The organism is Leptotrichia shahii (assembly GCF_008327825.1).
GTDB classification, from domain to species: Bacteria; Fusobacteriota; Fusobacteriia; order Fusobacteriales; family Leptotrichiaceae; genus Leptotrichia; species Leptotrichia shahii.
The window spans coordinates 1502336-1525870 of sequence record NZ_AP019827.1; the positions used below are offsets into that span (position 1 = coordinate 1502336).

At 33.3% G+C, this 23535-nt stretch carries 14 protein-coding genes; 10 read left to right on the plus strand and 4 right to left on the minus strand.

The genetic code is table 11. The features are described from left to right. Positions 1 to 288 precede the first annotated feature (288 nt). From F1564_RS06975 to F1564_RS06985, 3 genes are all read right to left on the minus strand, one after another. Entirely contained in the window at positions 289 to 1521 is a 1233-nt protein-coding gene (locus F1564_RS06975) for an autotransporter outer membrane beta-barrel domain-containing protein (protein WP_232053360.1), read from the minus strand. 325 nt (positions 1522 to 1846) lie between these two features. Then, positions 1847 to 6379, minus strand: a complete 4533-nt coding sequence (locus tag F1564_RS06980) for an autotransporter-associated N-terminal domain-containing protein (protein ID WP_149201928.1) — start codon at positions 6377 to 6379, stop codon at positions 1847 to 1849. A gap of 877 nt (positions 6380 to 7256) precedes the next feature. Further along, positions 7257 to 13532, minus strand: a complete 6276-nt coding sequence (locus F1564_RS06985) for an autotransporter-associated N-terminal domain-containing protein (protein ID WP_149201929.1) — start codon at positions 13530 to 13532, stop codon at positions 7257 to 7259. Between the two features lie 660 nt (positions 13533 to 14192). Between F1564_RS06985 and kdsB the strand changes: the two genes are divergently transcribed. The 5 genes from kdsB to F1564_RS07010 all read left to right on the plus strand — a co-directional run bounded on the left by kdsB (position 14193) and on the right by F1564_RS07010 (position 20419). After that, positions 14193 to 14939 (plus strand): 3-deoxy-manno-octulosonate cytidylyltransferase, encoded by a 747-nt coding sequence (kdsB, locus tag F1564_RS06990; RefSeq protein WP_018451254.1) that lies wholly within the window; start codon positions 14193 to 14195, stop codon positions 14937 to 14939. Between the two features lie 43 nt (positions 14940 to 14982). Continuing rightward, positions 14983 to 16425 carry an alpha-amylase gene (locus tag F1564_RS06995; RefSeq protein WP_018451253.1) on the plus strand — a complete coding sequence of 481 codons (1443 nt, stop codon included), beginning with the start codon at positions 14983 to 14985 and terminating at the stop codon, positions 16423 to 16425. 392 nt (positions 16426 to 16817) lie between these two features. After that, positions 16818 to 17957 (plus strand): glutamate 5-kinase, encoded by a 1140-nt coding sequence (proB, locus tag F1564_RS07000; protein WP_018451252.1) that lies wholly within the window; start codon positions 16818 to 16820, stop codon positions 17955 to 17957. Between the two features lie 274 nt (positions 17958 to 18231). Continuing rightward, positions 18232 to 19488, plus strand: a complete 1257-nt coding sequence (locus tag F1564_RS07005; protein WP_018451251.1) for a glutamate-5-semialdehyde dehydrogenase — start codon at positions 18232 to 18234, stop codon at positions 19486 to 19488. Positions 19489 to 19546: 58 nt separating this feature from the next. Beyond that, positions 19547 to 20419: a tetratricopeptide repeat protein gene (locus F1564_RS07010; RefSeq protein ID WP_018451250.1), complete on the plus strand. Its 873-nt coding sequence runs from the start codon at positions 19547 to 19549 to the stop codon at positions 20417 to 20419. A gap of 445 nt (positions 20420 to 20864) precedes the next feature. Here F1564_RS07010 and F1564_RS07015 read toward each other — a convergent pair whose 3' ends face one another. Next, complete coding sequence (locus tag F1564_RS07015) at positions 20865 to 21089, minus strand: heavy-metal-associated domain-containing protein (protein ID WP_018451249.1); 225 nt, start codon at positions 21087 to 21089, stop codon at positions 20865 to 20867. 200 nt (positions 21090 to 21289) lie between these two features. Between F1564_RS07015 and F1564_RS07020 the strand changes: the two genes are divergently transcribed. From F1564_RS07020 to rpsK, 5 genes are all read left to right on the plus strand, one after another. Then, positions 21290 to 21916: a class I SAM-dependent methyltransferase gene (locus F1564_RS07020; RefSeq protein ID WP_018451248.1), complete on the plus strand. Its 627-nt coding sequence runs from the start codon at positions 21290 to 21292 to the stop codon at positions 21914 to 21916. A 273-nt stretch (positions 21917 to 22189) separates the two neighbouring features. Then, a complete protein-coding gene (gene infA, locus F1564_RS07025) occupies positions 22190 to 22408 on the plus strand; it encodes a translation initiation factor IF-1 (protein WP_006805851.1) in 219 nt (72 codons plus the stop codon). A 21-nt stretch (positions 22409 to 22429) separates the two neighbouring features. Beyond that, positions 22430 to 22543 (plus strand): 50S ribosomal protein L36, encoded by a 114-nt coding sequence (gene rpmJ, locus F1564_RS07030; RefSeq protein WP_015770204.1) that lies wholly within the window; start codon positions 22430 to 22432, stop codon positions 22541 to 22543. A 198-nt stretch (positions 22544 to 22741) separates the two neighbouring features. Next, a complete protein-coding gene (gene rpsM / locus F1564_RS07035; protein WP_018451247.1) occupies positions 22742 to 23107 on the plus strand; it encodes a 30S ribosomal protein S13 in 366 nt (121 codons plus the stop codon). A gap of 31 nt (positions 23108 to 23138) precedes the next feature. Further along, the gene (gene rpsK / locus F1564_RS07040) at positions 23139 to 23528 is read left to right on the plus strand and encodes a 30S ribosomal protein S11 (RefSeq protein ID WP_015770205.1); all 390 of its coding nucleotides are present in this window, start codon (positions 23139 to 23141) and stop codon (positions 23526 to 23528) included. The last annotated feature ends 7 nt before the right edge of the window (positions 23529 to 23535 follow it).

Sequence of the window (23535 nt, forward strand, 5' to 3'; positions counted from 1 at the left end):
AATTTAGCATTGAAGTAACTCTGAAAGTACCCATAATAATTAATAGCATATCCTTAAACATATCTTTAATATATCATAATTATCAAAAATTTCTTTGTCAATTTTCTTTTTATACTAGAACTCTATTTATAGTATTAGCTATAACAAAAACCTCCAAATATTATACAGTTTTTTACCATATATTATTTAGAGGTTTACAAAAAAATTTTACATAGCCTTACAAATATCCTATTTGATAAACAGATACTTTCTTTTCTTTAAAATTTAAATATATTATCAGTTCAGAATTTAGTAAACAGCTCTAAATCCAATACCTGCCCTTACATTCTTACCTTTAGTATCGTATCCTCCATTTACTGTAACTCCAAATCTTGTGTTGTCAACGCCGACATTCAGGTCAAACTTACCATTTCCTTTTCTGTCTTCCTTTTCTCCTCTGATTCCGAACCAGTCTGCTGTTGTGTATCTCACTCTTGCCTTGTTGTTTACATCCCCAACTTTTCCTAGTTCATTCTCATAGGCTGCTGTAAGTCCCACTGTCAAGTTCGTTCTTACTGCTAACGGCTGAACATATCTGAATTCCATTCCAACTTCAGGTTTTACTGAGAAGTAGTCGTTTCCTTTTACTTCCAGCCTCATTTCCCCTCTGTCTTCCTTGATGCTGTTAAATCTGCCGTATTCCATCTTCAAGGCTCCATAAGGACGGAAATGTGTTCTTTCGCTCAGTCTTACATCGTATCCCAGATCAGTTTTTAGAGCCGCTCCATAAGAATGGTAGTCAGATTTTGCCTGGAATACGTCGTCTACAACCAGGTATCTACGTTTCATGTCGTTAATACCTACAAATACATCTCCGCCGATTGTCCATTGCAATGCACCGTTGTAGTCCTTCTTAGGCGACATTGTCTTGAACACTCCTGCTTTAAGTATTGTCTGGTTTTCTTTAGATTTTCCAATATCCTTGAACTTGAATCTGTTTGTTACAGCTCCTGCATACCATCCGCTTGAGTTGCCCATCTTCACTTTCTCATCTTCATGAACATAGGCTACACCGTAGGCGTTGCTTGTATAGTTAATGATTCCTGCCGTATCAGTGTTGTACTCGTCCCTCATGCCGAATACCTTAATCTTGTTGTTTTGCTTAGATGGATTTCTCCAGTCGTGTTTCAGGTACTTGAACTCCTTGTCAAGCAAGCCTCCAGTTGCATTGATTCTTTGTTGAAGGTTTCCATACTGGTGTCCCATCATTTCGTCAAATGCTTGGTACAGCAATACTTCCTCGTTGTTTCCAATTCCATTCAATTTGCTGAATATCTGTCTTTCCCTAGTTCCCAAGGCTTCCACTCCATATCTTTGCTCCAGCCCATCTGCAAAGTTGTATGTATCCAAACTGTTGACTGGCGTCGCTTTTCTTCCTGCCCATTCTGTATACGGTATCTTAGCCATGTACAGGCTTGTTATTGAACCGTCATTAGGATCCAGTGTCGGAGTTGCAATCCATCCTATTGATCCTGAGTACACGTTCCATTTGATGTTCGGGTTGCTCAGCATTGCTGTCTTGTATGGGTTTATTATGTTAGGGTCGTTTACTAATATGTACTTGCTGTTTGTTGATTCAGCAGCTTCATTACCAATTATCAAGTCCGCTTCGCTTGTCAAGTTTTGCAGCCCTCTATTGATTTTGTGTAGTCAACTCCTGATGTATTTACATAAAGCCCGATGCTTGATGCTGACACTGTTACCGGGTTTCTTCCCGTAGTGTTTACTACCACCGGTGTTTGCGGCACTCCATTTGCTGTGATTGTAGCTGTTTGCGCCCCTGCCGGTGCGTCAATTGCTACTCCGCCTACTCCCTTCCTGTCTCAGGCACTGTAAATTGGTATATTATGTTTCCGTCCACTTCATTGTCATTTGTCTTGGAAGCTCCGTTCACTGTGATTGTTCCGTAGTTTGCTACCGTTCCGCCTTTCAAGTAGACTCCCACACCGTTCTTAGCATTTATGTTAATTGTTGCACCCTTGTTGTTTATCAATTTTGAATCTTTTCCAAGATATACACCTACTGCATTTGTGTAAGTTCCTGAACCAGTCGTAATTGATTTGTTATTAATTGCTGTCGCTCCATTGTCAGCGTAGATACCTGTCGTGTTGCTTGCATTCAGCACAATATTTCCATCATTTGTCGCTGTACTTCCCGCTCCGCTTGCATACATTCCAATACCATATTTTCCGTTTACATTGATTGTCCCTCTGTTTACAATGTTTCCTGTATCAGTTGTGCTATATCCCGCACCCATACCTATCGAATATGAACTACTAGGCACATCTGAAGCTCCGACTGTAATTGTTGCATTATTTGTTGCAGTTCCTCCCTTTATACTGTAAATTGCAACACTTCCTACTCCGCTTGATAAATCAATATTTGCATTATTCGTTACAGTTCCTGCTGAATAAATACCATAATTTGTTTGTGCTCCTGCTCCTGAAGTTATATTCGTGTTATTTACCACAGTTCCTTTTGTATCGTTTGAATAAATATAAACATTGTTATCTTTTAATGAAGTACTAGCAACATTTGAGTAAATTTTATTACTTGTTCCAACATTTACAAATCCAAATGAATCTTTTCCAAAATCAAATGCTGTTCCACTATTTGTAACTGTCTGTCCATTTCCTACTGTATAAACACCAACAGATTCTTCATTTCCTGATTTTTCTCCTGTTTTAATCGTTCCACCTGTCAAATTAATGTTTCCACCTTGTGAATAAATTCCGATACCACCTTTTCCTACTGTAATATCCCCAGAGTTATCAGATTCATATCCATAAATTCCTAACGCATTATTTCCAACAGTTATCTTACCAGTATTTTTCAATGGAGTTACACCTGCTTTAGTTGCATCAGTATACAAAGCTACATTTGGAGTAGCTAACTTAGCAGAATCTCCCATTGTTATAGTTCCACTATTTGTTGTTGTGTAAGAACCGCTTGTTTTAGGTGTTTTTGCATACAATGCTATACTTCTATCACCATTTGCAATTATAGTTCCCGTATTTTCCATAGCTGCACCTGAACCAATATTATCAGTTTCATAAGTCATTCCTACTGAATCATTACCTGATAACGTTATTTTACCAGTATTTTTCAATGGAGTTGTTGTAGTATATGTTGTTACTACTCCAGTTACAGGGTCTTTAAATATATCTGTATAAAATATTCCTGTTGATTTTGAGCCTACAGTTATGTCCTTTTGATTATCTACTTTTGTATTTTCCACAGCATAAATTCCCGCTGAAGAATCTCCAACTGTTACTGTACCATTGTTTGTAATTTCTCCTGCTTGTGCATAAATACCTGTAGATCCACTTCCTGACAATGAAATTGTACCATTATTTATTAATTTTACCCATTCTGTTCCTGAAGCATTATTGGTATCATCTGTCTGAGCCATGGCATATTGTCCAGCTTTTGTACCAGTAATCTTTCCATTATTTGTAATACTTGAATTTGAAATTTCCAGCAAATTATATGGTTCAGTATGATTATCAAGATCTACTGTATCTGTATTTGCAATAGTTAATAATGATTTATAAAGTAAGAATGTTTTATAATCTGTTACCCCTGTAATTTGTGGACTGTTACTTCCAAATAATGAGGCTACATTTGCTGGTGTTAAATTTGTATCTGCTAAATTCATTTTTACTTGAGAAGCAATAAACATTCTTGAATCTGAAGCTGTCATATTAAGTTTTAATTTGTTTAAGTTATCAAAACTGTTAGATGCCCAAGTTTGAATACCTGTATTTGAGAAATCAGCATATCCAGTAGGTCCAGCCGATGTTGACCCATCATAATAGAAAGCTGTTCCTTTTGAATTTATATTAGCTGTTGTCACATCTGTACTTGTGAAGTCTATTTTTCCACTTCCTCCAGTCATGAAAGCAAGTGAATCAGCATTAGTGTTTAATGTTGAATTTTTTAATTTAATATTTCCACCATTTTTATAGACATTAATTGCACCACCACTCGCATTAACAGTTGTGTCAACAGCATTTATAATACCATTAGTAGTTGCATATAAACCTAAGGCAGATTGTCCTTCTGTGGTAATTATCGGTGTTCCAGCTTTTACATTTGTTACAGGATCAATATATGGAAGATTCACAGTACCTCCCTTTTGAGCAATTACTGCAACAGCTTCTTTTCCTTTTACTGTAACATTCCCAGTATTATGAATTATTGCTGTCCCTACATTTGTACTATCTCCAGCAACTATTCCTTTCACTTTTTCTCCTGTCATAGTAATAGTTCCATCATTTTTTGTATACCCTGTTCCCGTTGAATAAATACCAGTAGCACTTTCTCCAGTTCCTGTAATCTTGGCAGCCGTTACTAACTTATCAGCAGATTTATTATAAATTCCAACATTACTTTTTCCATTAGGATTTAAAGTTATTGCATTTGATAAATCAACATCTCCATTTGCATTATAAATTAAAATGTTATCTTTATTACTAGATTTTACTGTTGAGGTTCCAGTTAATTTAAATGTATGTTTCTTTGTATCTGGTTCACTATCATCTCCAGCATAATTAAAGTATATACCTGTATTACCTGTTCCTGTAAGGCTCATATTAAAAGTCGAGGCACTAGTTGTTGAGGTTCCAGCTGTACCGTTATTTTGTGTTGCTCCTCCATCTAAATCAGCCCATCCTTTAAAATACACTCCTGCATTTCCTGTTCCATCAACTTTAAAATTGTCAGCATTCGTTAATTGAATCTCAGCTGCCCAATATCTAAAACTATCACTTACAAATACACCTGTATTTCCACTTCCATTAAGAGTCAATTTTCCACTATTTGTTAATACCCAAGCATTACTATTTGCATCCGTATCTCCATTTCCAGTTGTAGGAGCAACTCCAGGAACTCCTACCCATGTACCTGTATTAAGTGTTGTAGGCATATCAATGTAAGCAAAAATTCCATTTGTTCCATTTAACGTTATCTCTCCTGCATTAGTAAACGTTTCAGTTCTTCTATTTACACTTGCACGTTCATTTAATGCTAGCCATATTACATTTTTATTTCCTGCTTCGTTAACTTTTCCATTATTAGTAAATGTTGCATTGTAATCTCCATGATGTAACTGACTTGTATACATCATAAGTTGTGTACCATTTATATTTATCCTTGTAGAATCATCAATTGTCCATGCAGAAGTTCGACTGGAATTATGTGCATCTGTATGGAAGAGCCAACGAGAACTAGTTCCACTCCCACCTGTTCCTGTATAATTGATATCCGTATTTTTTATTTCAATATCAGCATTACCTACATTTTTTATAATAGCATATCCATTAAATCCACTTACAGTATAATTAGTTGGTGTAAACGGCCAGCCTGTTCCTGTAGTATCTCCTGCACTTGTAAGTGTTGCATTTTTAAATTCTACATTTCCACCTACATGATAATTCAATTCTGCTCGCGTACCTCCTAACTGATCCATACTCATTTCAGAAGCAAGAGCTACTGTTGCCCTGTCTGAAGCTGTATAGTATGGACTCTGCCCAGCTTGCCAATCCCAAACTCCACCAGTATTTTTTAATAAATATGATTCTGGTCCGTTTCCTGTTCCAGGTGCTGAAACTGATTGTGGTGCAGTAGGTGGTGTTGCATTTATACTAACTGATGGATTTGCAGGAACAAAACTAATTGTCTCTGGTGCTGTTGGCGTTGTAAAAGTAGGTGCTGTTATTGCTATTCTCTCTTTCACTACTTGTCTTGGACGTATCCCTGCATTCACTTCAAATGGTACAATTGGCTCCTTAACAGGCTTGAAACTTGCTACACCGTATCCAGCGGCTGAACCTGAGGCAGAGTTTGGTCTTCTGTTTCTGCTTAACAGTCCGTAATTGCTGCTGTCTGGAGAAACTGATCTCTCGTAAATATCCAAACTTCTCTGATAAACTCCTTCATAAGGATATTTTGCCTTTTTATCTCCTCTACCTTTATAAGTTCCATTCCAGTTGTTGTTCATATAGTTTATACCATATTGCCAGCTGCTCCAAGGCGCCTTTACAACGTGATCTCCTTGCTCCATTAATTGAATTAGTTCAAGATTTGTGCTTTTCAGTAATTTGTCGTTTTCTTTTCGTGTTGCCTTGACTTGCTGATGTATTGTCTTAATTGATGTAGAAATTGCTTGTTTCTGATTTTCTATGCTTGTACCTGCCGAAGCTGAAAATAGATTCCTTGCTGCAAAAAGCATTCCAGTAATTAAAAACGTTATTACTAGACCTTCTGTATAATGCACATCCTTACATCTTTTTGCATAAGCACGCAAATCCTGCTTTATTTTTGTGATGCTATTTGTCATTTTAATACATCTCCTTGTAAAAAATTTTTTGTGATAATTAAATTTTTCATTTATGATATAAAACCAAAAAAATATTTTAAAATATAATAAAATTACTTGAAAACTATTAAGAATTTTTTATAATTCTTTTAGACATCATTCAGAATGTCTTTTAACAAAAGTGATTTTTTAGTGATTGTAAGTGATTTTTTCCCTAAAATATTTTATTTTAGTTAAATATTTTATCATAATTTATATTTTTAAAATTATCTAAATGCCCAGACTTCTAAAAAATTTACTGAAAATCAGATTAATTTAAAATTTAGGTTAAACATAATATTGTCATTTTTAATAAATAATTAGTTATTTATTATTATTTTTTTTAGTAAAGGATAAACTTTAAAAATATGATTTTATAAAATGAATTTTTACAAATATTTTATCACACTTCTATTTTAGCAAAAAAATTTAAAAAGTCAATTGTTTTTTTTCTTCAAAATACTTTTTTATTCTTTTATATTTAATTGTTTTTTATTATATTATTAAAAAATAATTTAATAAAAAAATATTAAAGGACTTTTTTTGATTTTAATCTTTTTTTTAACTAAGCAATGAATAAATTTTTATTACAAGAAAATTTGATTTTCTATGTATTTAATAATAGTTTCCTTATCTTAAATTTATTTAAAAAATCCTATTTTTTATTTGTATTAATTATTAAATTATATCTATTATAAATTATACTCAGTTCATTTCAATATAAAACCAGTAAAATTAAATAACATTAAAATTTTATTTCTAAATAAAAAGAGCAGCAAAAACTAAATTTCACTGCTCCTATTCTTTTTTCTCTCAAATTAATTTCTTAAGTTAAATATTTATTGCTCATCAAGTTTTACTAGTAAACAGCTCTGAATCCAATACCTGCCCTTACATTCTTACCTTTAGTATCGTATCCTCCATTTACTGTAACTCCAAATCTTGTATTGTCAACGCCGACATTCAAGTCAAACTTACCATTTCCTTTTCTGTCTTCCTTTTCTCCTCTGATTCCAAACCAGTCTGCCGTTGTATATCTTACTCTTGCCTTGTTGTTTACATCCCCAACTTTTCCTAGTTCATTCTCATAGGCTGCTGTAAGTCCCACTGTCAAGTTTGTTCTTACTGCTAACGGCTGAACATATTTGAATTCCATTCCAACTTCAGGTTTTACTGAGAAGTAGTCATTTCCTTTTACTTCCAGTCTCATTTCCCCTCTGTCTTCCTTGATGCTGTTAAATCTGCCGTATTCCATCTTCAAGGCTCCATACGGACGGAAATGTGTTCTTTCGCTCAGTCTTACATCGTATCCTAAATCAGTTTTTAGAGCCGCTCCATAAGAATGGTAGTCAGATTTTGCCTGAAATACGTCGTCTACAACCAGGTATCTACGTTTCATGTCGTTAATACCTACAAATACATCTCCGCCGATTGTCCATTGCAGTGCCCCGTTGTAGTCCTTCTTAGGCGACATTGTCTTGAACACTCCTGCTTTAAGTATTGTCTGGTTTTCTTTAGATTTTCCAATATCCTTGAACTTGAATCTGTTTGTTACAGCTCCTGCGTACCATCCGCTTGAGTTGCCCATCTTCACTTTCTCATCTTCATGAACATAGGCTACACCGTAGGCATTGCTTGTATAGTTAATGATTCCTGCCGTATCAGTGTTGTACTCGTCCCTCATGCCGAATACCTTAATCTTGTTGTTTTGCTTAGATGGATTTCTCCAGTCGTGTTTCAGGTACTTGAACTCCTTGTCAAGCAATCCTCCAGTTGCATTGATTCTTTGTTGAAGGTTTCCATACTGGTGTCCCATCATTTCGTCAAATGCCTGGTACAGCAATACTTCCTCGTTGTTTCCAATTCCATTCAATTTGCTGAATATCTGTCTTTCCCTAGTTCCTAAGGCTTCCACTCCATATCTTTGCTCCAGCCCATCTGCAAAGTTGTATGTATCCAAACTGTTGACTGGCGTCGCTTTTCTTCCTGCCCATTCTGTATACGGTATCTTAGCCATGTACAGGCTTGTTATTGAACCGTCATTAGGATCCAGTGTCGGAGTTGCAATCCATCCTATTGATCCTGAGTACACGTTCCATTTGATGTTCGGGTTGCTCAGCATTGCTGTCTTGTATGGGTTTATTATGTTAGGGTCGTTTACTAATATGTACTTGCTGTTTGTTGATTCAGCAGCTTCATTACCAATTATCAAGTCCGCTTCGCTTGTCAAGTTTTGCAGCCCCTCTATTGATTTTGTGTAGTCAACTCCTGATGTATTTACATAAAGCCCGATGCTTGATGCTGACACTGTTACCGGGTTTCTTCCCGTAGTGTTTACTACCACCGGTGTTTGCGGCACTCCATTTGCTGTGATTGTAGCTGTTTGCGCCCCTGCCGGTGCGTCAATTGCTACTCCGCCTACTCCCTTTCCTGTCTCAGGCACTGTAAATTGGTATATTATGTTTCCGTCCACTTCATTGTCATTTGTCTTGGAAGCTCCGTTCACTGTGATTGTTCCGTAGTTTGCTACCGTTCCGCCTTTCAAGTAGACTCCCACACCGTTCTTAGCATTTATGTTAATTGTTGCACCCTTGTTGTTTATCAATTTTGAATCTTTTCCAAGATATACACCTACTGCATTTGTGTAAGTTCCTGAACCAGTCGTAATTGATTTGTTATTAATTGCTGTCGCTCCATTGTCAGCGTAGATACCTGTCGTGTTGCTTGCATTCAGCACAATATTTCCATCATTTGTCGCTGTACTTCCCGCTCCGCTTGCATACATACCTATGCTGTGCTTTCCGTTTACATTGATTGTCCCTCTGTTTACAATATTTCCTGTATCAGTTGTGCTATATCCCGCACCCATACCTATCGAATATGAACTACTAGGCACATCTGAAGCTCCGACTGTAATTGTTGCATTATTTGTTGCAGTTCCTCCCTTTATACTGTAAATTGCAACACTTCCTACTCCGCTTAATAAATCAATATTTCCAGTATTCGTTACTGTCCCTGCTGAGTAAATACCGTAGTTTTGTTCCCCGGTAGAAGTTATATTTGTAGAGTTTGTCACTGTTCCTGCAGTATCATTTGAGTAAAGGTACACGTTGTTGTTTCCAAGACCAACATTTGATATGCTTGAAGTTATTGCATTCCCTGTTCCGACATTTACAAATCCAAATGAATTGTTCCCAATGTTGAATGCTGTTCCGCTGTTTGTAACGGTTTGCCCGCTTCCCACTGTGTAAACTCCAACTGCCTCATCCGTTCCAATTGTAATTGTTCCTCCTGTCAAGTTTACGTTTCCGCTTTGAGAGTATATTCCAACTGCGGCATCTCCTATCTTCAGGTCTCCTGAATTGTCTACATTGTGTCCATATACTCCGATCGTATTGTTTCCAGACTCTATTTTACCTGTATTCTGCAATGTTACAGTGTTATGGTCTGTGTAAAGCCCGACATTAGGGCTTGTAATTGAGGCTGAATCTCCCAGTGTGACTGTTCCGCTGTTCTTAGCTGTGTATCCTGGTGTCCCTGTTGCGTAAATCGCCGTATTTCTGTCACCTGTCATTGTGATCTTTCCTGTATTTTCAAGCACTGTTCCTGAAGCAAGCGCCGCATCTGGCTTGTAGGAAATCGCAACTGAATCATTTCCTGTTGTTTCTATTGTTCCAGTATTTTTTATTGTCTGTGTCTTAGCCCCTTCTGAGTAAAGCCCAGTCGAATTTGAGCCAACCGTAATCTTACCTGCATTTTCAATAAGCGAATCTTCAATTCCATAGATGGCTGTTGACTTGTCACCTATTGTCATAGCTCCTGTTGCCTTATTGTACAGTTCTCCAAACTTAGCATACATTCCTGTAGACCCTGTACCGCTCAAGCTAATTGTCCCTTCATTTGACAATACAACTTTGTTTCTTGCATACAGCTTGCTGTCATTTTCCTGAGCCATCGCTACTTGATCAGCCTTTGTCCCTGTAATAGTTTTTGTATTTTCATTTGTTATTGATGAATTTGAAATTTCAAGCTGGTTATATGCGTCAGTTGCATCATCCAGGTTTACATCCTGATTGATTGCAAGTTTACTTAGGTACAGCATGAATGTCTTGTAGTCAGTTCCGTTTATATGTGCACCCGTAGCAGTTGAAACTGTATTTCCAGTCGTATCAGACAGGTTCATCTTGACATTTTGCGCAATGAACAGTCTTGAACCGCTGTTCATATTTAATGTTAAATGCCCTAAAGTTGTACTTGTACCATTTCCAAAGTTAGTCTTTGCCCAGTTTTCAATCTGAGATTTTCCAAAGTCTCCACCATTTCCTACATAAAGAAAAGCGTTACCTCTAGTGTTAGGAGTCGTTCCACCTTCAATAGTTGCCGTCATAGTTCCATTTATTAAAACTTTTCCTTGGTTTGCATTGTCTGACCCTGTATAGAACAGCAATGATTTTTGCCCTGTAGTTGCAGTTCCTGTTCCTTTTAATGTTATAGTTGAATTTTTATCAGCATCATAGTTTACAGCACCATCGTATGCCTTTATATCATGATCCCCAACTTCCAATATTGCACTTTCTCCAGAATATAATCCGATTGATTCCGCTCCTTTAACATTGGCAACTACATTAACATTATTAGATCCGCTGCTTACTAGACTTGATCCCTTCCCTACAACAATACCATAAGATCCTTTTTTAACCTTAGTTGTAGCATTTTCATAAACTCCAGCAGATGTTGCAGCATTTCCACCATTTACTGTTACAGTTCCTGAACCAGCAGCAGTTACAGTAGCTGTCTTAGAGCCATTGTCTCCAACTAACAGACCTGTCACTCCATCTCCTTGTGCTTCCGTAGTTCCTTGATAACTTAATGTACCGTTTGTAATCAATACACCAGTTGAATCAGTACCTTTTACTGTAATAGCACTTCCCGAACCAAAAGTTCCAGTAGGATTTCCAGTTCCTTTGGTCATATATGCTCCTACATTACTTGAAACTCCTGTTCCCTCCAATGTAATTGTTCCATTATTTGTAAGAGATCCACCAGATGTTGCCATTCCAATTCCGTTAATAATGTTTTTTCCGCTAGTTGTTCCTATTGTTTTATTGGCATTATTTACAACATCAGCATTTGTCCCAACCATACCTATTGATGAATCGCCGTCTAAATTGATTGTTCCATTATTTGTTGCCTTAGGTGTTTCATTTGCAGCATCTGTTGCGACTGAACCCTTATCAACTCTCATAGCGATGTTCTGTCTTTTTTTAGCACTGTTAACATTTATTGTTCCGCTATTAGTTATATCATCGTCTGCTTTTACAATCAAAACCATAGCTGTGTTACCTTTACCACCAGACACGTTAATTGTTCCTTTATTTTCAACCTTTCCTTTATACGCTCTTATTGTGGCACTTTTCGCTGCATTAGTTTCTATTACAGCAATTCCTGACGACAAAGAATTTACTGGTTTATTTTTCGAATCAACTCCAGCATCACCAGTTACGTTAATTACTCCACTTTTATCATTAATCATTGTACTGTTAGCTCCTACACGTGAAGACCATTTCATACCATAACTTGCTGTACCGCCTATATTCATCTTATTTGTATTTGCTACTTCTACAAGTGAAGGCGAACCTGGTGCATAAACTTGAATTCCTATTGATCTTTCGCCACCAAAATCAATTATTCCATTATTTGTTAATACATATTTAGTATTAACTCTTGTATCAGGATTTTCATATGTTAATATCATACCAATCTTATATCCTGTATATCCAGCTGCAGTTCTATTTATATCAACAATCTCATTTCCTAATAAAGGGGCAAGAGTTAATGGTGCAGAATCTCCCTTGTTTAGTCCACCAATAGTTGCAAGTGTTGTTTCAGCCGCATCTGTTATTGTTCCTGTATTAACCATTTCTCTTTTACTTCCATTTGGTCCATAATACGTATCTGTTTGAACTTCAAATCCCACTGTCAAAGGACCTACTAAATTAACTGTTGCTTTATTATCAAGCTTAACATCTGTATTTGCAGGTGCATTATCCATTGTAGCTGCCCTAGAACCACCAACTAAGAACCTTTGGGCATTATAACCTCTTCCCGCATTTCTTTCAGATTGTTTTTGAGTTTCATTAAGTGGATTTTCTGAATTAACTGTTAAATTAGTTGTTAAATCATAGTTTCCTTCTGTATCAAAGTATGATTTCAATAAAACACTTCCTGTTGTATTCCATGAATGTCTTAAGGAAGGACGTCCATCGCTAAGTGTTCCTCTAACAGTTCCATCAGCTAAAATAGAAACCGCATAAGTATCAAAATCATAGTTATAAGCTCCCCCACTCACACTTCTTCCACAACCTGTCATATAGTTACAATAAGATCCTAATTCTATGTTAAATGTAGGTGGTGCTGGTAAGTCTGGCAATTCTGGCAATCCAATAACTGGACTTGGCGGTGTAAAGCTAATTGCTTCTGGCAATGTAGGTGTAACCGCCGTCTTATCTGCTATTCTTATTGCTGATTTATTTATGCTTCTTGGACGTATTCCTGCATTCACTTCAAATGGTACAATTGGCTCCTTAACAGGCTTGAAACTTGCTACACCGTATCCAGCCGCTGAACCTGAGGCAAAGTTTGGTCTTCTGTTTCTGCTTAATAATCCATAATTATCGCTATCTGGCGAAACTGATCTCTCGTAAATGTCCAAACTTCTCTGATAAACTCCTTCATAAGGATATTTTGCCCTTTTATCTCCTCTACCTTTATAAGTTCCATTCCAGTTGTTGTTCATATAGTTTATACCATATTGCCAGCTGCTCCAAGGCGCCTTTACAACGTGATCTCCTTGCTCCATTAATTGAATTAGTTCAAGATTTGTGCTTTTCAGTAATTTGTCGTTTTCTTTTCGTGTTGCCTTGACTTGCTGATGTATTGTCTTAATTGATGTAGAAATTGCTTGTTTCTGATTTTCTATACTTGTACCTTCCGAAGCTGAAAATAGATTCCTCGCTGCAAAAAGCATTCCAGTAATTAAAAACGTTATTGCTAGACCTTCTGTATAATGCACATCCTTACATCTTTTTGCATAAGCACGCAAATCCCGCTTTATTTTTATGATGTTATTTGTCATTTTATACATCTCCTTATAAAAAATTTTTTGTGATAATTAAATTTTTCATTTTTGATATAAAACCAAAAAAATATTTTAAATATGGTGAAATCGCTTGAAAACTACTAAGATTTTTATATAGTTTTTTTCGATAACACTCAAAATGTCTTTTTAATAAAAGTGATTTTTTAGTAATTGTAAGTAATTTTTTTCTGAAATATTTTTTTTAGTGGAATATAAACTTTAAAAATATGATTTCATATTTATTATCTTTTCAAAAAAATATTTTACTATTATTATACTAAAATTTAAAAAAAAAGCAAGTTTTTTTAAAAAAATTTGATAAAATAGCACAATTAATATTGCAATTTATGAAATAAAAAAATCTTTATAACAATAAAATAATGTAATTTATACAAAAATATGATAAAATATATTCAAAACTGATTTAAAATTAAATTGATAAAAATTAAAAATTTCAGATTTTAAAAACCATTATTATTGTAATTTTAGTAAGATAAGTACAAGCGATTGTAAAAGTAAATGAATTAAAAGCAGTATTTCTCTCTTGTCAAAAAGCGTAGAAAAACAGGAAAGTTAAGCATAAAATATTGTGTTTATTGGAGTTCTTATTATTTTTACAAATAGTTAAAGATTAGTGAAAAAAGGAGAAGTATATTCATGAAAATATTAGGAGTAATACCGGCGAGATATTCATCTAGCAGGTTTGAGGGAAAGCCATTAAAGGATATTTGTGGACATTCTATGATTGAGTGGGTTTACAAAAGAGCTAAGAATGCAGATATTGATGAATTGGTGGTGGCTACAGATGACAACAGGATTTTTAAGACTGTAAAAAAATTTGGCGGAAATGTGGTTATGACTGCTAAAAATCATCAAAATGGGACTTCCAGAATAATTGAAGTCATAAATAAAAATGAATACAAAAATTATGATTTTGTAATAAATATTCAGGGAGATGAGCCGTTAATCGATATTGAATCAATTAATATTCTTGCAAATAATTACAGAAATGAAAAATCAGAAATTGCTACATTGAAGCAGGAAATAAAATCTCAAAAGGAAATTGAAAATCCAAATTACGTAAAGGTTATTACAGACTTTAATGGCAATGCCATTTATTTTAGCCGTTCAGTAATTCCTTATGAACGTAATCAAAATGAAGATTTCAAGTATTTCAGGCATATTGGAATTTATGGGTATACAACAAAATTTCTAAACAAATTGAAAAACTTGAAGGAAGGCGTGCTTGAGAAAATCGAGTCGCTTGAACAGTTGAGATTTATTGAGAATGGTTACAAAATAAAGGTTTTGGAAACTAGGTCAAATGTGATAGGAGTGGATACAGAAGATGATTTGAGGGAAGTTGTTAAATTTATAAAGGACAAAGGAATAAAACTTGAATAAAAAATTGTAAAATTAAAAATATTACAAAAAGGAGAGGATTTTTATGGAAAATGGAGTAATGATACAGTATTTTGAATGGAATTTGCCGAATGACGGAAAACATTGGAAACGATTGAAGGAAGATGCAAAGCACTTGAGTGAAATTGGTGTCAGTGGAGTTTGGATTCCACCTGCATACAAAGGAACTTCCCAAGCTGATGTCGGTTATGGAGCCTATGACTTGTGGGACTTGGGAGAATTTAATCAAAAAGGCACTGTCAGAACGAAATATGGAACAAAACAGGAATTGATTGAAGCAATAGAAGAACTTCATAAATATAATATAAATGTATATTTGGATGCTGTTTTAAACCATAAAGGTGGAGCAGATGAAACAGAGAATTTTTTGGCAATAGAAGTTGATCCAGAAGACAGGACTATAGAAATATCTGAACCTTTTGAAATAGAAGGATGGACAAAATTCACTTTTCCTGGAAGAAACGACAAATATTCTGCATTTAAGTGGAATTATAACCTTTTTGACGGTATTGATTTTGATAACCGAACAGGTAAAAATGGAATTTATAAGATTGTTGGAGAAAACAAGGACTGGGATGAAGGAGTTGATTCTGAACTTGGAAATTATGACTATTTGATGAATGCCGATATTGATTTTTCTCATCCTGAAGTGCGGAAAGAAGTAATCCGATGGGGAAAATGGGTTGTAAATGAATTGAAACTTGATGGATTTAGAATGGATGCAGTAAAACATATAAAAGATGAGTTTATAGCAGAATTTTTGACACAAATAAGGGCAACTTATGGAGAAAAATTTTATTCTGTTGGAGAATACTGGAGAAATGACTTGGAAAAATTGAAGGAATATTTGGATAATGTTGGTTATAAAACTGATTTATTTGATGTTGGGCTTCACTTTAATATGTATGATGCTTCTAAAAAGAAAAAGGATTATGACTTGCGGGAAATTTTTGAACATACAATAGTTGCAGAAAATCCTATGGAAGCAGTAACATTTGTGGATAATCACGATTCTCAAAAGGGAAGTGCCTTGGAATCAAAAGTGGAAAACTGGTTTATTCCACATTCCTATGCTATAATTCTATTATCAAAGGATGGTTATCCTTGCTTATTTTATGGAGATTATTACGGTGTAGGCGGAGAAAAGAGTCCACATCAATGGATAATTGATAAACTTCTGGAAGTCCGAAGACTGTATGCTTATGGAGAGCAAATAAATCATTTTGAAGATCCAAATGTAATTGCAATTCAAAGAACAGGAGGAGATGAATGGACTGGATGTGTGACTGTGCTTTCCACTTTTGATGAAGAAGGCGAAATTCAGGTAGAAATTGGAAAGGAACGTGCCGGACAGGTTTGGCAGGAAGTTACTGGAAGCGGATTTGAGGATGTTGTAATTGATGAAGAAGGAAATGGTAATTTTAAAGTCGAAGCTGAAAAAATTTCTGTTTGGATACGTAAAAGTTAAGGAATTAGTATAAAAATATGTTTATGTAAATGAAAGTTTTTCTTTTTATAAGAAGCAGATATAGAAAAAGCTAGAAATTATTTAAAAATTTTGTAAAATTACACAATGAAAAAATTGAAAGAATCAAAAATAGAAATGTAAAAACATTAAAATATACAGGATTTTAAAATAAAAAAACTGGTTTTGAATCGAGCCAACAGGATGCCAACCTTCTAAAAGGAGAGCTTGTCCATTAAAGTCTTAATGAAATTAGCTAGTATTTGAATACTAGAAATCCAAAAGAAACTAAATAGTACTTAAGAACCTTATGACTTCTGTCGTGAAAAATTCAGTTAAAGTTTAGCAATAAAAAAAATTTCTATAAATTATTAGGGAAAAAGGGAATAAAAGAAATGAAAAATAATAAGAGAGAAGAAATATTAGAAAATGTCCAAAGAATCGTTGTAAAAGTGGGAACATCGACACTTACGACTGAAGACGGACGTTTAAATATTGATAAAATTAAAAAAATTGTAATGGAACTAAGCAATTTGCAAAATAAGGGGTATGATGTGATACTTGTAACTTCTGGTGCAGTTGGAGCTGGAATGGGACTACTTAATATAAGCGAAAAGCCTAAAACTTTAGCAGAAAAACAGATGCTGTCAGCAGTTGGACAAGTTTCACTTATGCAAATTTATCAGACGTTATTTAAAGAACATAGCAAGATAATTGGACAGCTTTTATTGACAAAAGAGGAATTTTCAAATAGAAAAAGATATTTGAATATGAGAAATGTTTGTAATGCCTTTTTGAAAAGAAAAATTATTCCAATTATAAATGAAAATGATGCAATCGTATCAAATGCTTTGAAAATAAAAGTTGGCGATAATGACACGATGTCTGCACTTGTTTCAGGATTGATTGATGCCGATTTGTTAATTATTTTATCGGATATTGACGGACTTTATAACAAAAATCCTAGAAAATATGAAGATGCTAACTTAATTAATATGGTTGGGGATATCAGCGAGGACATAAAAAATATGGCAGGAGCAGAAGGCTCAAAATTTGGAACTGGCGGAATGATTACAAAAATTATCGCTGCAGAAATGGTAACAAAAATTGGAACAAGTTTAGTCATTGCAAGCGGAGATGATCCTAGAAATATAACGAGAATTGTTGAAAAAGAAAATATTGGAACACTTTTTGTAAAGAAAAATAAAAAAATTAGCTTGAAAAAATATTGGCTTGCTTATGGACCTAACAAAGAAGGTGTATTGACAATTGATAATGGTGCAAAAACAGCTTTGAAAAATGGTAAAAGTTTATTATCTGTCGGGATAAAATCTGTTGAAGGAAATTTTGACAAAGGAGCGGTTATTGAAATTGAAAATTTGGAGGGAAAAGTAATTGCAACTGGAATTTCAAATTATTCGGCAGAAGAAATAAATCTTATAAAAGGTCTCAAAAGCGAAAATATAGAAGAAATATTAGGTTATAAATACGATGATGCTGTAATTCATATTGACAATGTTGTTATAAAAAAATAATACAGCTAATTTTTAAAAATAAAAAAGTTTTATAAATGGGGGTTGTTCGGAAGTTGCATGATTAGAATTATAATTAAATTGATATCATGAAGCAAGGGAATTTAACCTCTTATATTAATAAAAAGTATAAATTTTATAGTAAAATTAATTTAAAACCGAATTCAGAAGCTATGACTATTTTACTCAAACCTTAAATTTATATGATTTTTAATAGTTTCATTTTGAATAGTTTTGAGTACACATACAAATTTAATAATAAGAAAAGAGGGAAAGTATGAGCTATATAGAAAAACTTGGGAAAAAAGCAAAAATTGCATCAAGAGAACTTTTAAAAACTGGAACAAAAATAAAGAATGATGTTTTACTTGCAATTGCAGATGAATTAGTAAATAAAAAAGAAGAAATAAAAGCGGCAAATAAAATAGATTTGGAAAAAGGCGTGAAGAAAGGGATATCTTCTGCATTGCTGGATAGAATGACTCTTACTGACAGCAGAATTGAAGGAATGGCCCAAAGTCTACGTGAAATGGCTATGTTTCCAGATCCAATTGGAGAAGTCGTTACAGGCTGGAATCACAAAAATGGAATGAATATTTCAAAAAAAAGAGTTCCACTTGGAGTAATCGGAATGATTTATGAATCACGTCCAAATGTTACAGTAGATGCGGCAGGACTTGCAATAAAATCTTCAAATGCGATAATTTTACGTGGTTCAGAAGACGCCTTAAATTCAAATAAATATTTGAATAGTTTATTAAATAGAGTTGCAGATGCTCACGGATTACCAAAAAATACAGTTCAGCTTGTAGAAAAGCCAGAAAGGGAACTTGTAAAAGACTTAATTCGTGCAGATAAGCACATTGACGTAATTATCCCAAGAGGTGGAAAAGGGCTAAAAAGATTCATCATAGAAAACGCAACAATTCCAATGATAGAAACAGGAGCTGGAATTTGTCATATATTTGTAGATGAGACAGCAGATATAAAGCAGGCATTGCCAATTATCGAAAATGCCAAAGTCCAACGTCCAAGCGTATGCAACGCTATTGAAACGGCATTAATTCATGAAAATATTGCAAAAGAAATTTTGCCAGAATTGACGGAAATGCTGTTAAAAGATGGAGTGGAGTTAAGATATACCAAAGAAGCATTGGAAATTGCTGGAAATAGAGCGGATGTGAAATTGGCAACTGAAGAAGATTTTGGAGCAGAATATTTAGATTTGATAATGTCGTTAAAATTAGTTAAAAACGTAGATGAAGCAATTGAATACATAAATAATCACGGAACTCATCATTCTGATTCAATCTTGACAAAATCTATCGAAAATGCTGAAAAATTCCTAAACGAAGTAGATTCAGCCAATGTTTATTTAAACGCTTCAACAAGATTTTCTGACGGAGGAGAATTTGGTTTTGGCGGAGAAATCGGAATTTCCACACAAAAACTTCACGCTCGTGGGCCTATGGGAATTAGGGAACTAACTACGACGAAATATGTGATTAGAGGAGAAGGGCAGATAAGGGAATAAATTTTTTCAATATTATATTTTAGTTTAGAAAGGATAAAATATTTAAAAGGAGGATAGTGTGAATAATAGATATTTAAAGATTTTAATTTTATTAAGTTTTCTTGTATTAAGTTTTGGAATTTTAGCTGAAGATCAGGAAGAAATTATGAGAGTTACACGACAGGAACTGAAAGAATTGAAAATAAATGATAAATCAATTGAAAAAACTTTTGAGGGAATAAAAATGCAAGGAATAGATTTTTCTAAATCAAAAAAACCATTTGAAGAAGCTGTTCAGCTAGATAATAAAAATTATCTTGCCATGTTTTATATTGGAACATACGAAAGAGCATTTAACAAAGATGCCAAAAAAGCAATTGAATATTATCAAAAAGCAATAAATTTAAATCCGAAAAATCCAAGACCATATAACAATCTTGCAATTGCTTATGGATATTTAGGCGATACTAAAAAATCTGATGAAACTATAAAACAGATAATGTCATTATTTCCCGAATATCCAGAAGGATACTATCAATGGGCTTTAAAGTTGTTAGATAATAAAAAATATTCTGAAAGCACAGAATATATGAAAAAAGCGATTGAAAAATATAACAAGATAAAAAAAATTGATTACTGGTATATAACTCAAGACATGAAAAAAAGTTTTATAGTGGATGCTCAAAAAATAATAATTAATAACTATGTAAAACAGGAAAAATTAGCAGAGGCAATAGAGTTTTTCGAAGATTCCTATATTAATATGAAACAGGATAATTCTTCTGTTGTAAATGAATTAATGGAGCTATTGTATTATAAAAATCAAGAATTGTATAAAAATAAAAATTCTAAATTGTACAAAGAAAATTTTGATAAATTGAAATCTATTGAGTTTCTTGGACTTTTAATGGAGGCAAATGATAATTTAAAAGGTAAAAATAAAGTGAAATAGATGAAAATTAGAATTTTTTAATATTATAAATTATTAGTTAAAAAATTTAAAAGATGATAAAGAGCAGTAAAATTGTTCAATATCGTCTTTTTTTTGTAAAAAAATTTTATATTCATTAAAAAAATAAAAAATGATATACAAATATAATAAAAAATGTTATAATTTTAGCAATCCTTGAGAAAGGAGGTAATACTATAATGAGAGTGTTATTGATAAAAATCTTAGTTGAAATTTTATTACAAATAGTAATAATTTTAATTCAAGAATTTTGGAAATAACTAAAAAAGAGAGCTTACTTTGGGGATTAGCTCTCTTTTGATTTGTAACACTACAACGAGAATTTTTATTCTTTTACATTCTTATTATAACATTTTATAATAAAAAAATCAACTCAATTCAAAATAAATTTTTTAATTTTTTGTAAATAAATAGTTAATAAAAAAAATTAAGAAATTTCTGTAACATCCTTCACTTTATAATGTCCAGCCGCATTTACCACATCTGCTATCAGCAAATCGTCAACTTCTTCATTTAAAGTAACTTTTGCATTTTTATCAGAAAGATTTACTTCCACATTTTCCACTTCTGGCAACCCGTATAAAGCCTCTTCTACTTTTTTTGCACAGTTTTCGCAGTGAAGCCCTTCTATTTCGACAAGTTTTTTAATCATTTTAAAAACCTCCATAAAATTTTATTTTTACTAAGGCACAAAATTTTAAATTAATAGTTTTGTGTCAAGTTTATTATATAAAAAAATTAGAGAGAATGCAAGAATTTTTGTATGTGCAATGAATAAAATAAATGTATAATATGAATAAGAAAATATGATATAATAATGTGAAAAATAGAAAATTTAAGAGGTGAAATAGAATGAATCATTACTTTTCAGAAAAGCAGGAAGTAAAGTCAGATAGAAAAATAATAAAATATAAAATAGAAAATAAAAATTTTGAGTTTGTAACAGATAACGGGGTATTTTCAAAGACAAAGGTGGATTTTGGGACAGATGTTATGCTAAAAGTGTTTTTAAGAGAAAATTCGGATAAGAAAAGTCAAAAGTTTGATATACTGGATATTGGCTGTGGATATGGAGTTGTATCAGTTGTTATAAAGTCTTTTTTTGAAAATGCTAGAATTGTTTCATCAGATGTGAATGAGCGAGCTTTAGAGCTTACAAGGGAAAATCTTTTGAAAAATGGAGCTGTAAAAGATGAAAATGATAATTTTGAAGTAAGAAAATCATTTGCATTTGATTATATTTCTAAAAAGTTTGATGTGATTTTATCCAATCCGCCAATTCGGGCTGGAAAACAGACAATTTTTCAGATTTATGAACAAAGTTTTGAACACTTAAATGAAAATGGAGAATTTTACTGTGTAATTCAAACGAAACATGGGGCAAAAAGTACACAAAAAAAACTGGAAGAGGTTTTTGGAAATTGTGAAACTCTGGAAATTAATGCTGGATATAGAATTTTTAGAAGTGTTAAAAAATAGGAGATTTGTTGGAAATTTTTTTAGTGAATTAAGTTAAGCATAGATTATTATAAAAATTTTAAAGTTGTAAGATAAAACATTATTAAAGAATGAAAATTGTGAAATAAAAATAATTGACAAAATGGGATAAATACTGTATTATGATAAGGTAAATAAAAAGTGTCTGTTGTTTTTTGATTTTTATACAAAAATTAAATGTCAAAAATAAATGTAAAAAAACTGGACATTTATTTATTTTTTTGTTATAATAGAAAGGATCCGAGGTGATTATTTATGGCAAAACAGGATGTTCTTGAGCTGGAAGGTGAAATAATCGAAGCATTACCAAATGCGATGTTTCAAGTAAGGCTTGAAAATGGACACGAAGTTTTAGGACATATCTCAGGAAAAATGAGAATGAACTATATAAAAATTTTGCCAGGAGATAAGGTTACGGTTGAAGTTTCTCCGTATGACTTGTCAAGAGGCAGAATTGTATATAGAAAAAAATAACAGTTGGAAGGAGGGTTTTTAGTGAAAGTAAAGGCTTCAGTAAAACCTATTTGTGACAAATGTAAAATTGTTAAACGTCACGGAAAAGTGAGAGTAATATGCGAAAACCCTAAACATAAGCAAATACAAGGATAGTTTCAAAATATTTTTTATTTTAAAAACAGATTAATAAACCTAAAAACATTTTTATTAAATATATATAGATAAAAAAATTACTATGGATATTGAAATAAGATTGTAAAGGTATGTTTAGCTGTAGGGCTTATTCCTTATATTGTGTATGTGAGGGCATATTGAAGAAGATTAAAAATATCAAAACGAGGAGGAAAAAATTTGGCTAGAATAGCAGGAGTAGATATTCCAAGAAATAAAAGAGTAGAAATTTCTTTAACTTATATTTTTGGAATTGGTAGAAGCACTTCAAACAAAATTTTAGGAGCAACTGGTATCGATAGAGATACGAAAGTAAAAGATTTGACAGAAGAACAAGTAGCAAAAATAAGAGCAGCTGTGGAAGAGTACAAAATTGAAGGAGAGTTAAGAAAAGAAATCAGACTTAACATCAAACGTTTGCTTGACATCAAGAGTTACAGAGGATTAAGACATAGAAATGGATTACCTGTAAGAGGACAAAAAACTAAAACAAATGCAAGAACTAGAAAAGGGCCAGTTAGAATGGCAATTGCTAAGAAAAAATAATAGACTATTAAGTTAAAGGAGGAAACCATAAGTGGCAAAAAGACCAGCAACTTCAAAAAAGAAAAAATTAAAAAATATTCCTAATGGAATCGCATATATACATTCTACTTTTAACAATACTGTTGTTACTATAACAGATTCAGAAGGTAAAGTAGTAATTTGGAAATCAGGAGGAACTTCAGGGTTCAAAGGAACTAAAAAAGGAACTCCATTCGCAGCTCAAATAGCAGCTGAACAAGCAGCTCAAGTTGCAATTGAAAATGGAATGAAACAAATCGAAATCAAAATAAAAGGACCTGGATCTGGAAGAGAAGCTTCTATAAGATCAATACAGGCTACTGGATTAGAAGTAACAAGAATAGTTGATATAACTCCAGTACCTCATAATGGTGCAAGACCACCTAAAAAGAGAAGACCGTAATTTTATA